The 11,081-nt window shown below is 69.8% G+C and carries 12 protein-coding genes; 8 read left to right on the top strand and 4 right to left on the bottom strand.

Translation table 11 applies throughout. From position 1 onward, the window contains the following. Positions 1 to 20 precede the first annotated feature (20 nt). Positions 21 to 605 carry a Uma2 family endonuclease gene (locus tag KUM40_RS04060; protein WP_217162897.1) on the bottom strand — a complete coding sequence of 195 codons (585 nt, stop codon included), beginning with the start codon at positions 603 to 605 and terminating at the stop codon, positions 21 to 23. Between the two features lie 87 nt (positions 606 to 692). On the opposite strand from KUM40_RS04060, the gene KUM40_RS04055 reads away from it, so the two are divergent. From KUM40_RS04055 to purM, 6 genes are all read left to right on the top strand, one after another. After that, complete coding sequence (locus KUM40_RS04055) at positions 693 to 1,199, top strand: helix-turn-helix transcriptional regulator (protein ID WP_217162895.1); 507 nt, start codon at positions 693 to 695, stop codon at positions 1,197 to 1,199. Positions 1,200 to 1,245: 46 nt separating this feature from the next. Further along, on the top strand, positions 1,246 to 2,082 hold the full coding sequence (locus KUM40_RS04050) for a M23 family metallopeptidase (protein WP_217162893.1): 837 nt from the start codon (positions 1,246 to 1,248) through the stop codon (positions 2,080 to 2,082). Between the two features lie 9 nt (positions 2,083 to 2,091). Beyond that, positions 2,092 to 2,889 carry a sterol carrier family protein gene (locus tag KUM40_RS04045; RefSeq protein WP_217162891.1) on the top strand — a complete coding sequence of 266 codons (798 nt, stop codon included), beginning with the start codon at positions 2,092 to 2,094 and terminating at the stop codon, positions 2,887 to 2,889. A gap of 59 nt (positions 2,890 to 2,948) precedes the next feature. Beyond that, positions 2,949 to 3,785, top strand: a complete 837-nt coding sequence (locus KUM40_RS04040) for an META domain-containing protein (protein WP_254394533.1) — start codon at positions 2,949 to 2,951, stop codon at positions 3,783 to 3,785. A 62-nt stretch (positions 3,786 to 3,847) separates the two neighbouring features. After that, positions 3,848 to 5,374: an amidophosphoribosyltransferase gene (gene purF / locus KUM40_RS04035; protein ID WP_217162890.1), complete on the top strand. Its 1,527-nt coding sequence runs from the start codon at positions 3,848 to 3,850 to the stop codon at positions 5,372 to 5,374. A gap of 109 nt (positions 5,375 to 5,483) precedes the next feature. Beyond that, positions 5,484 to 6,551 (top strand): phosphoribosylformylglycinamidine cyclo-ligase, encoded by a 1,068-nt coding sequence (purM, locus tag KUM40_RS04030; RefSeq protein WP_217162889.1) that lies wholly within the window; start codon positions 5,484 to 5,486, stop codon positions 6,549 to 6,551. A 117-nt stretch (positions 6,552 to 6,668) separates the two neighbouring features. Here purM and KUM40_RS04025 read toward each other — a convergent pair whose 3' ends face one another. After that, the gene (locus KUM40_RS04025; RefSeq protein ID WP_217162888.1) at positions 6,669 to 6,920 is read right to left on the bottom strand and encodes a DUF3073 domain-containing protein; all 252 of its coding nucleotides are present in this window, start codon (positions 6,918 to 6,920) and stop codon (positions 6,669 to 6,671) included. 329 nt (positions 6,921 to 7,249) lie between these two features. Then, positions 7,250 to 8,344, bottom strand: coding sequence for a Glu/Leu/Phe/Val dehydrogenase dimerization domain-containing protein (locus KUM40_RS04020; RefSeq protein WP_217162887.1), 1,095 nt, complete (start codon positions 8,342 to 8,344; stop codon positions 7,250 to 7,252). Between the two features lie 230 nt (positions 8,345 to 8,574). On the opposite strand from KUM40_RS04020, the gene KUM40_RS04015 reads away from it, so the two are divergent. Then, positions 8,575 to 9,426 (top strand): hypothetical protein, encoded by an 852-nt coding sequence (locus KUM40_RS04015; RefSeq protein WP_217162885.1) that lies wholly within the window; start codon positions 8,575 to 8,577, stop codon positions 9,424 to 9,426. Positions 9,427 to 9,970: 544 nt separating this feature from the next. Further along, entirely contained in the window at positions 9,971 to 10,177 is a 207-nt protein-coding gene (gene bldC, locus KUM40_RS04010; RefSeq protein WP_003949541.1) for a developmental transcriptional regulator BldC, read from the top strand. Positions 10,178 to 10,605: 428 nt separating this feature from the next. Here bldC and KUM40_RS41000 read toward each other — a convergent pair whose 3' ends face one another. After that, on the bottom strand, positions 10,606 to 10,800 hold the full coding sequence (locus tag KUM40_RS41000; protein WP_254394532.1) for a DUF6274 family protein: 195 nt from the start codon (positions 10,798 to 10,800) through the stop codon (positions 10,606 to 10,608). Positions 10,801 to 11,081: the final 281 nt, after the last annotated feature.

Here is an 11,081-nt window from a genome sequence, read left to right as displayed (position 1 = left end):
CGTCGTTCGACCTCGTCGTTTCAGCGCACGTAGTTCTTGAGGATCTCCGTGTCGAGCTCGATGCCCACCGGATCGGGGAGCGCCACCGTCTCGCCGAACTTCGCGACGCGGACGTCCCGGTAGCCACCGACTCGCCGGTCCGGGCTGCTGTGCACGGTGACCGTGCAGGAGTCCCGGTCGATCAGGAGGTACACGGGAATTCCCGCCTCGCCGTATGCGGCCGGCTTCTTGCGACGGTCCCGCCGGTCCGTGTCCGAGTCGTACGAGGTGACCTCGACGACCATGAGCGCTCCGGCCGGGTCGGCCCATTCGCCATACCCCGCGAAGTGGGCCTCGGGCGCGAGCACGGCGTCCGGCCGTGCCCTGCTCTGGCGGTACGCGTCGACGCGGAGGCCTTGTGTCTGGTACAGGTCCAGGTCGGGCCGGGCCTGAATACAGCGCTTGGTCAGCCAGGACACGATGGTGCCGTGACTGCCGTCGGACGGCCTCTTGACCCCGATCCGTCCGTTGACGAACTCCAACGTCACGGTTTCGGGAGCGCCAGAGGCGATCGTTTCGAACTCCTCCACCAACATCTGAGACGTGTGCTCAGGCATAACCGGCATGTCGCTCTTCCTTCCAGGCGGGATGCCAGTGTTTCCGGGCGATCCCAGACCTTGCGCGGGATTACGTAGTTACGTAATCTCGAAAGAGTGGAGCAACTGGAACAACGCGTCGCCGATCTCGAACGGCGGCTGGCGGCACTGGAGGAAGCCGGGGACCGGCCGGCTCCCCGACCCGGTGAGGGTGACTTCTGGGCCCTGGAGGGGCTGAAGGAACAGCTCGCCGAGCTGGGCGCGGCGGACGGAGGTGTCCTGTTCACCGGCTCGGTACGGCTGCCGACCGGGGAGCGGTACGGCTGGCAGCACGGGGCGCTCACCGAAGGACTGATGGACGCCGACTGGGCGGAGTCCGCCGAGGTGTTCGCCGCGCTCGGTCATCCCGTGCGGCTGCGGCTGTTGCGCGAGGTCCTCGGCGGTCGGCGCACCGCCGCCGAGCTGGCGGAGCTGGACGGGATGGGCACGACGGGCCAGATCTACCACCATCTGCGCCAGCTCACCGGCGCGGGCTGGCTGCACACGACCGGCCGGGGCCGCCACGAGGTGCCGCCGGGGCGGGTCGTACCGCTGCTGGTGGCGCTGTCGACGGCCCGGAACTGACCGGGAACGTCACGACCCACGGAACCGTCACGATCAAGGGGGAACGATGTCCGTACGCAAGCTCGCCATGATCACCTTCCGGGTGCTGCAAGTCGCCTTTCTCGCTCTGGTGGCCGTCAGTGTCCTCTTCGACCCGGGGTATCCGTGGTGGTGCGTCCTCGTGCCGCTGGTCCTGGCCTACGTCCTGATCACCGTGGTCAACCGGTGGAACGGCGGCGCCCCGAACGCGTCCGGCAAGACCCGCGAGCCCGTAGAGGTCGCCCCGCCCGTGTCCGGCCGCTGGTCCGCGCTGAACAGTCCCGCCAGCCGCACCCCGAGCCACGGCGTCCACGCCTACGGCCAGACCTTCGCCATCGACCTCGTCGCCGAACCGGAGCCCGGCGCCCGCCCCGGCTTCCGCGTGCTGTGGCCACTCGCCCGCCGCAACCCCGACTTCCCGGCGTTCGGCGCCCCGCTCCTCGCGGTGGCCGACGGCACGGTCGTACGGGTCGACGACGGCCAGCGCGACCACCTGAGCCGCAATTCGCTGCCCGCGCTGCTGTACCTGATGCTCGTCGAGGGCTCGGCGCGGGAGATGGCCGGCGCCCGCCGCATCGTCGGCAACCACCTCGTCCTCGACCTCGGCGACGGCACCCACGCCCTGTACGCCCACGTCCGGCGCGGCTCCTTCGCCGTCCGCGAGGGCGACCGGGTCCACGCCGGCCAGGTCCTCGCCCGGTGCGGCAACTCCGGCAACTCCACCGAGCCGCACGTGCACTTCCAGCTCATGGACGGCCCCGACCCGGACACCGCCCGGGGCATCCCCTTCACCTGGCGCGGCATCGGCGTCCCGCGCAACGGCGAGATCATGGAGACGCCCTCGCCGACCGCCACGCCCGCATAGGCTCACCCCATGCCCCCGGCCAGAAGGCGCCCCCGCAGCTACGACCCCGCCCGGACCCGCACCGCCGTCCTCGCCCAGTTCGGCAACGTACGGGCGGCCGTCCGCACCCTCACCCCCGAGCAGCTCGCGCTGCCGACGCGGCTAGGGGACTGGACGGTGCGGGAGCTGGTCGCGCACGTCGGGACGGCGCTGACCGCCGTGGACCGGCTGCTCGGGGAACCCGAGCCCGTGCGGCAGGACGGGCGGCTGCTCGACTGGCCGTTCGCCATCGCAGCCGACGCGGACGCCATCGCCGGGACCGCCCGCCGGCTGGCCGCCGAACACTCCGACCTCGACGGCCACCTGTCCGAGGTCGAGCGGCGCTTCACCGAACGCCTCGACAACTCCCCCGGCAGTCGGCTGCTCCCCACCAGCGCGGGCGCCCTGCCGCTGGCCGACTACGTCGTCACCCGCACCGTCGAGCTGGTCGTGCACACCGACGACCTGAACGCCGCCGTGCCCGGCCTCGACATCCCGTACGACCGGCAGGCCCTGGCCGCCGCGACCCGGCTGCTGGCCGACGCGCTCGCCGTGAAGGCGCCCGGCGGCTCGACGGAGGTGCGGATCCCGCCGTACGCGGTCGTGCAGTGCGTGGAAGGGCCCCGGCACACCCGGGGCACCCCGTCCAACGTCGTCGAGACCGACCCGCTGACCTGGGTCCGGCTGGCCGGCGGACGGCTGGCCTGGAAGGACGCCGTGGCCGCGGCCAAGGTGAGCGCGAGCGGGGAGCGGGCCGACCTGGGAGAGCTGTTGCCCCTGCTGAGCTGAGGGGAGAGCCGAGGGGCAAACGGACGGAACCGCATCTTCCCCGTCTCCGTCGAATCGCCATGTACAGGCGGAAGCAACAGAAGCAGCAGAAGCAGCAGCGCAGCATGACCCTGACCGTGGCGGCCGTCGTCGCGCTCGTCCCGCTCGCCGCGGCCTGCGGCAGCGAGAGGGCCGACGACACCGGTAGCGCCTCCGTGGGCTCGGACGGGCAGTCGATCACCGGCGTCCGGTGGAGCATCGACAGCGTCACCGTCGACGGCACCACCCACCAGGCGCCGGACGCGGCGCAGGTCCGTATCGACGACACCGGCGAGGCGGTGGGCAGCACCGGCTGCAACACCTTCAGCGCCCGTGCCGACGTCGACGGCGGGAGCGTCCGGCTCAGTGACGGCATGTTCACCGAGAAGGCCTGCGAGAACACCCCCGTCGACTTCGAGAAGTCCCTCGGCCGCACCCTCACCACCGGCCCGCTCACCACGAAGCACGAGGACAAGCACGAGGGCGAGGACGAGGGAGAGAAGCTGACCCTCACCACCGCCGACGGCGACACCGTCCGGCTGAGCAGGCCGGCGGACGCGTCCCTGTTCGGAACGAAGTGGACGGTGACCACCCCGGGCCACCGGGGCCGCGCCCACCTCACCTTCGACCAGGACGCCAGGACCGTCTCCGGCCGCCTCCCCTGCAACCACGTCAACGCCAGGGCCACGGTCAGCGACGGACGTATCACCCTCGGCGCCCCGGCCACCACCCGAATGATGTGCGAAGGCTCACTCATGGACGCCGAGAAGCGGATGCTGGGCCTCTTCGACGGTCCGGTCGAGTACCGGATCGATCATGAAACCCTCACGCTGACCAGCGAAGACGGTGCCACCGTCCGGGCCGTCGCCGACCAGTGATCCGATCGTGAGCCGATATCCCCAATTCGGACCAGTGGTCGATCTCGCCTACACTCGGTGGCGTGCCACGTGGTGACGGTCGACTCAATCACGATCTGCTTCCCGGCGAGAAGGGCCCCCAGGACGCATGCGGCGTCTTCGGTGTCTGGGCTCCTGGCGAAGAGGTCGCAAAACTCTCCTACTTCGGGCTCTACGCCCTCCAGCATCGGGGCCAGGAATCCGCGGGAATCGCGGTCAGCAACGGCTCCAAGATCCTCGTCTTCAAGGACATGGGCCTGGTTTCCCAGGTCTTCGACGAGACCTCGCTCGGTTCGCTCCAGGGTCACATCGCGGTCGGTCACGCCCGCTACTCGACCACCGGAGCCTCCGTCTGGGAGAACGCCCAGCCGACGTTCCGTGCCACCGCGCAGGGTTCCATCGCGCTCGGGCACAACGGCAACCTCGTCAACACCGCCCAGCTCGCCGAGCTGGTCGCCGACCTGCCCAAGCAGGACGGCCGCTCCCCCCGGGTCGCGGCGACCAACGACACCGACCTGATCACCGCGCTGCTCGCGGGCCAGGTCGACGACGACGGCAAGCCGCTGACCGTCGAGGAGGCGGCCGGCAAGGTGCTGCCCCAGGTGCGCGGCGCCTTCAGCCTCGTCTTCATGGACGAGTACACCCTCTACGCCGCCCGTGACCCGCAGGGCATCCGCCCGCTGGTCCTCGGCCGCCTCGAGCGCGGCTGGGTGGTCGCCTCCGAGTCCGCCGCGCTCGACATCTGCGGCGCCTCCTACGTCCGCGAGATCGAGCCGGGCGAGTTCGTCGCCATCGACGAGAACGGGCTGCGAACTTCCCGATTCGCAGAAGCGAAGCCCAAGGGCTGTGTCTTCGAGTACGTGTACCTGGCCCGCCCGGACACCGACATCGCCGGCCGCAACGTCTACCTCTCGCGCGTCGAGATGGGCCGCAAGCTGGCGAAGGAGGCCCCCGCGGAGGCCGATCTCGTCATAGCGACCCCGGAGTCCGGCACCCCCGCCGCCATCGGTTACGCCGAGGCCTCCGGCATCCCCTTCGGCAACGGCCTGGTGAAGAACGCCTACGTCGGCCGCACCTTCATCCAACCCTCACAGACCATCCGCCAGCTCGGCATCCGACTGAAGCTGAACCCCCTCAAGGAAGTCATCAAGGGCAAGCGGCTGGTCGTCGTGGACGACTCCATCGTCCGCGGCAACACCCAGCGGGCCCTGGTCCGCATGCTCCGCGAGGCCGGCGCCGCCGAGATCCACATCCGGATCTCGTCCCCGCCCGTGAAGTGGCCCTGCTTCTTCGGCATCGACTTCGCCACCCGCGCCGAGCTCATCGCCAACGGCATGAGCGTCGAGGAGATCGGCAACTCGATGGGCGCCGACTCCCTGGCGTACATCTCCATCGACGGCATGATCGAAGCGACCACCATCCCCAAGCCGAACCTGTGCCGCGCCTGCTTCGACGGGGAGTACCCGATGGAGCTTCCCGACCCCGAGCTGCTCGGCAAGCAGCTCCTGGAGACCGAGCTGGCCGCCGGGCCCGCCGGTACGGCCGCCGCCGACGCCATCCGTCGCCCGTAGCCGCCCGCCTCGCCCGACCCGCCCGCTTCGACCGCCTCGTCGCCCCCGTTCGCCTCCCTGGCCTCCTTGCCTCCCTGCCTTGCCGTACGACACGAAGGTTCTCATCGTCATGCCTGACACAACTGGTGCCAGCTACGCAGCCGCCGGCGTCGACATCGAGGCGGGCGACCGCGCCGTCGAACTGATGAAGGAATGGGTCAGGAAGACCCGGCGCCCCGAGGTCCTCGGCGGCCTCGGCGGCTTCGCCGGCCTCTTCGACGCCTCCGCCCTCAAGAACTACGAGCGCCCGCTGCTCGCCTCCGCCACCGACGGCGTGGGCACCAAGGTCGACATCGCCCGGCAGCTCGGCGTCTACGACACCATCGGCCACGACCTGGTCGCCATGGTCATGGACGACATCGTGGTGTGCGGCGCCGAGCCGCTCTTCATGACCGACTACATCTGCGTCGGCAAGGTCCACCCCGAGCGTGTCGCCGCGATCGTCAAGGGCATCGCCGAGGGCTGTGTGCTGGCCGGGTGCGCCCTGGTGGGCGGCGAGACGGCCGAGCACCCGGGCCTGCTGGGCGCGGACGACTTCGACGTCGCCGGCGCCGGTACGGGCGTCGTGGAGGCCGACCGGCTGCTCGGCCCGGATCGCATCCGTACGGGTGACGCGGTGATCGCCATGGCGTCCTCCGGGCTTCACTCGAACGGGTACTCGCTCGTCCGCCACGTCCTGCTGAACGAGGGCGGCCTGGCGCTCGACACCCACCTGGACGGCCTGGGCCGCACCCTGGGCGAGGAACTGCTGGAGCCGACCAAGATCTACTCCCTGGACTGCCTGGCCCTCATCCGCACCGCCGAGGTCCACGCCTTCAGCCACGTCACCGGCGGCGGGCTCGCGGCCAACCTGGCCCGCGTGATCCCCGACGGTCTGCACGCCGTGGTCGACCGCTCCACCTGGGCCCCGGGCGCGATCTTCGACCTCGTCGGCCGGACCGGCCGGGTCGAGCGCCTGGAGCTGGAGAAGACCCTCAACATGGGCGTGGGCATGATCGCCATCGTGCCCGAGGAGTCCACGGACGTGGCCCTGACGACCCTCGCCGACCGCGGCGTGGACGCCTGGGTGGCCGGCGAGATCACCGACCGCGGCGACCACGAGACCGGCGCGGCGCTGGTGGGCGACTACGCCGTCTGAGACCTGCGGCCGTCTGAGACCTGGCAGTCCGAGACTCAGCCGCGTCCGAGACCTGCGGGTAGCACAGAACCCGGTCGGTGACAGATGCCACCGACCGGGAAGGTGCTCAGTGCAAGGTCAAGCGCCGCGTCGCTGTTGCGGGGACTGGCCGTCCTCGTCCTCGTCGTCGTCCTCATAGAGGTCGGCGTACTTCGCGTACACGTCATCGTCTTGCTCATCGTCCTCGAATTGCTCGCCATTCGGCGGTTGCGAATTCGCCGGCGATGCGCCCAGCTCCTCGGCCAGGCGGGAGAGATCAGTCCCACCGCTGTTGTACTTCAGCTGGCGGGCGACCTTCGTCTGCTTGGCCTTGGCCCGGCCGCGCCCCATGGCTCGACCCCCTCAACGACGGGGCTCGACGGCCCCAGAGTCTTGACACGCGTTCATGGTCCGGAACGGGCTCTCCGTGGAGAGACCGGTCCGTAGGGCTTCCACGGTACCTGAGCCCACGCCCATACGGTACGTCGCCCGTAGGACGTGGCCACGCCCAGGACCCTCGAGGCGCCCCGTCCTCGCTGGTCAACGGCGATTTTAACCACCTTTCGACGGTCGACCCGCCGGGGAAGTGAGAGTTCTCTCCAACTGCCCCCCGACGGGTACCGGTCAAACCTGCGAGGACCCCTGTGAGCCCCCTGCAGGGACCTGTGCGGTCCCGCCGATCACCGCCGGGGGCGTGCCTCCGCCATCCGCTGCTCGGCGATCCGGTCGGCCGCCGCGGCCGGCGGAATACCGTCCTCCTTCGCACGTGCGAATATGGCCAGCGTGGTGTCGTAGATCTTCGCGGCCTTCCCCTTGCACCGGTCGAAGTCGAAGCCGTGCAGCTCGTCGGCGACCTGGATGACGCCGCCGGCGTTCACCACGTAGTCCGGCGCGTAGAGGATCCCGCGGTCGGCGAGGTCCTTCTCCACGCCCGGGTGGGCGAGCTGGTTGTTGGCCGCGCCGCACACCACCTTGGCGGTCAGTACCGGCACCGTGTCGTCGTTCAGTGCCCCGCCGAGCGCGCAGGGCGCGTAGATGTCCAGGTTCTCCACCCGGATCAGCGCGTCGGTGTCGGCGACGGCGACCACCGACGGGTGCCGCTCGGTGACGGCCCGTACGACGTCCCCCCGTACATCGGTCACGACCACGTGGGCGCCCTCGGCGAGCAGGTGCTCGACCAGGTGGTGGCCGACCTTGCCGACGCCCGCGATGCCGACGGTGCGGTCGCGCAGCGTCGGGTCGCCCCACAGGTGCTGGGCGGCGGCCCGCATGCCCTGGTAGACGCCGAAGGAGGTGAGGACGGAGGAGTCGCCCGCGCCGCCGTTCTCCGGGGAGCGCCCGGTCGTCCAGCGGCACTCGCGGGCCACGACGTCCATGTCGGCGACGTAGGTGCCGACGTCGCAGGCGGTGACGTAACGGCCGCCGAGCGAGGCGACGAACCGGCCGTAGGCGAGGAGCAGTTCCTCGCTCTTGATCTGCTCCGGATCACCGATGATCACGGCCTTGCCGCCGCCGTGGTCGAGACCGGCCATGGCGTTCTTGTACGACATCCCGCGCGCGAGGTTCAGCGCGTCGGCGACGGCCTCCGCCTCGCTCGCGTACGGGTAGAAGCGGGTACCGCCGAGCGCGGGGCCCAGGTCGGTGGAGTGGATGGCGATGACGGCCTTGAGACCGCTGGCACGGTCCTGGCAGAGCACGACTTGCTCATGACCCCCCTGGTCCGAGTGGAACAGGGTGTGCAGTACATCAGCAGGTGCGCCGGTTACGTCGGTCACGGTGGTGACTCCTGTGTAGTTGCGGCGATGGGCGGCAGTTCCCGTGCGGGTGGCGGGGACTGTGGCACGAGATTAGAGCCTGGTGGTGCCCGCCCGCCGCACAGTGCCGAGGATCACCTCCGCACGGAGTACGGGCGTGCGACGATTCGCAGAGATTCTCGCGCTTTTGTGATCCGTTTCCACGGGTTTCCACAGGTTTTCGCGTCGGTGCGCGGGGGAGGGAAGCAGGCGTGCCCAAGGTGTCCTCGGTGATCGTCCCGTACGCGGCGTACCTGCGTGTGTACGAACCGCTGGCCGCCTTCCCCGACGAGGAGCGCGCCCACTGGTCCCGTTACGCCCGCCGCCCGGACCGGCCCTCCTACCAGGAGGAACTCCGCCGCTCCCTGGCCGACCTGCTGCCCACCCCGCCCGTGGCGGTGCCGGTGCACGAGAGCGCCGACGCCTTCGTGACGGAGGTCGACGGCGTGGTCTGCGTCTGCCCCTGGCGGACCCGGCTGCGCGGCTGGCAGGCCCTGGAAGAACTGGCCGAGGACTTCCCGGACCCCGTTCTGGACGCCCTGATCCCCCCGGTCGTACGCCGTCAGACCTCGCAGGACTACGAGCGCTGGCTGGAGCGAAACCCGGACGCCCGCCCCTGGATCCGCACGGCCACCTGGCAGGTGCCGATCAACTGGTTCGTGCTGGTCTCCGACGACGAGCGGGAGTACGACCGGGGCGGCGAGGGTGCGGGGTCGGCCGCGCCGGTGCTGCGCTACCGGACGCCGATGGTGCAGGCCCGCCGGCGGGTGGCCCGGGGGCTGCGGGCCCTGCGGGAGGCCGTGGACGAGGGGCCGCTCATCGACGGCCTGGTGGACGTGGGGCGTTGGCTGGAGGAGTTCCACCCGCGCTCCCTGGTGGAGCTGGACTACGGCGGACTGGTGCACGCCCTGCCCGCGGGCGAGCTGGAGGCCGACCACTCCGCGGCGGACGTGGCCGAGGGAATCGAGGCGCTGCGCCACGGCGACGGGGCGGCGGCGGGGGCGGCCTACGGGCGGCTGGTCGAGCGCTGGCGGGCGGTCCGGGACCGGCGGTCCGCGAACTGACGTTTGACGTACCGCCCGATGTGGGGTTTCGTCTTCCGCTCAGACACTCGTTCGGTGTGGGCTGATGTCATGTCGACAAGGGACGTAGGTCCCGTTCCGGGCGTATGCGTCAAGCGTGACGGACCGCACGTACATCACTCTTGCGCCCCTTCCCCCTCCTCATGCCAAAATAGGACAAGGAGCCCGGGGAGGGCTCCTTCCGTCCTGCTGTGATGCACTGTGGGCGGAATCTCAGCATTGCACGCTTTGGGGGGTCTGATGGCAGGTCGAGTGACCCCTGATCACCCTGTGACTGATCGTCACAGGGGCGTGACTGTCCGCTATGGCATGGTCCATCGGCTTCCGTCGCTGATGAACACCTGGGAGGGCAATTCCATCGGTTTGGCCGACGCGGCTGGACAGATGGTGTAGTTGTAGTGCCGAGGACAAGCCGTTCGTCCTATAACCGACTCGACTCGCGTCCGCCATTTCGGGCAACGCGGGTCAAGGTGCAGAATTTAGAGGAATGAACCGAGAAGGTTCGGTTCTCCCGAGGAGGCCGCTCATGACCGCTCGCACCCCTGATGCCGAGCCGCTGCTGACCCCGGCTGAGGTCGCCACCATGTTCCGCGTCGACCCGAAGACGGTCACGCGCTGGGCGAAGGCCGGCAAGCTCACGTCGATCCGCACGCTCGGCGGGCATCGCCGCTACCGCGAAGCCGAGGTCCGCGCTCTGCTCGCGGGCATTCCGCAGCAGCGCAGCGAGGCCTGAACAACTGAATAGCCGGGCAAAACGGCAGGTCCCCCAATCTGCCGGGACGCTCGGACCACAGCTCCAAGCGACGCCGTCCCTGCCCCAACAGAGGTGCGTCGTTGATCGCGCTGGACTCCGCCGGGTCCAGCGCGATCTTTTTGTGTCCGGTCCTGTGCCTGGTGGTGCGAGGTCGGCCGGTTCTGTGAGCGGGCTTGTCGGAGTCTGGGGAGGGGCGTCGGACGGGCTGTGCGAGCACTGCGGAACCGGGTGCAATTGCACATATTAAATTGACCAGTTGTAGGGGAGTCGTAAGTGCCACGGTTTCCAAAACTCATGCGGTGACTCCCGTCACACGGCACGGTGGTTGTTGGGCCGGGCACCTGTGCGCTAATGGAGGCGTGGCCTCCAGGAGGTCGGCGTGGCAAGGACGTTGGGGCCCGCGGGGTTCACACCGTGGACGCGCTCCCGTCCTCGACGCCCTCTTGACGACCTGTCGGAGACTGTGGCGCCGGCGAGTCCAGCGCCTGCCGCAACAGCCGGTGACAGATCGGACAGTGGCGCGTCACGTGACCGTATGACGACGCGGCCGACAGATGCGCGCGGAGCAGGGCCCGCGTCTCGTGCCTGACCGATGCCGCCATACGCCACCTCCAAGGGCCACACGGGGGGATGTGCCCTGTCTTTGGAGTACCGAGCGAATGTGACGCCGTCAAGGCCGCGAGAGAGCCGCTGAGGGCTTCTGGGGACCGTGGGGCGAGACGTGCCGCCAGATACGAGAAGAGGCCCGCACCAAATGGTGCGGGCCAAACGGTGCGGTCCCCGTACGTGTCGGCGTCGCTTGAACCGTGACCCTCTGACGGCGGATCAAAACTGACTCACTTCGTGGCATCCATACGAACCTGATCTTGAGTGGAGATCGGGA

Origin of the sequence: Streptomyces sp. AC512_CC834 (assembly GCF_019049325.1) — a bacterium.
Taxonomy (GTDB): Bacteria; Actinomycetota; Actinomycetes; order Streptomycetales; family Streptomycetaceae; genus Streptomyces.
The sequence above is the reverse complement of the archived record's forward strand: the minus strand, read 5'-3'. Positions and strand labels throughout refer to the sequence as shown.

Coding starts and splice junctions, on each gene's coding strand:
- KUM40_RS04060 (WP_217162897.1), bottom strand. CDS start 605: ATGCCGGTTATGCCTGAGCACACGTCTCAGATGTTGGTGGAGGAGTTC.
- KUM40_RS04050 (WP_217162893.1), top strand. CDS start 1,246: ATGTCCGTACGCAAGCTCGCCATGATCACCTTCCGGGTGCTGCAAGTC.
- KUM40_RS04045 (WP_217162891.1), top strand. CDS start 2,092: ATGCCCCCGGCCAGAAGGCGCCCCCGCAGCTACGACCCCGCCCGGACC.
- KUM40_RS04040 (WP_254394533.1), top strand. CDS start 2,949: ATGTACAGGCGGAAGCAACAGAAGCAGCAGAAGCAGCAGCGCAGCATG.
- purM (WP_217162889.1), top strand. CDS start 5,484: ATGCCTGACACAACTGGTGCCAGCTACGCAGCCGCCGGCGTCGACATC.
- KUM40_RS04025 (WP_217162888.1), bottom strand. CDS start 6,920: ATGGGGCGCGGCCGGGCCAAGGCCAAGCAGACGAAGGTCGCCCGCCAG.
- bldC (WP_003949541.1), top strand. CDS start 9,971: ATGACCGCTCGCACCCCTGATGCCGAGCCGCTGCTGACCCCGGCTGAG.
- KUM40_RS41000 (WP_254394532.1), bottom strand. CDS start 10,800: ATGGCGGCATCGGTCAGGCACGAGACGCGGGCCCTGCTCCGCGCGCAT.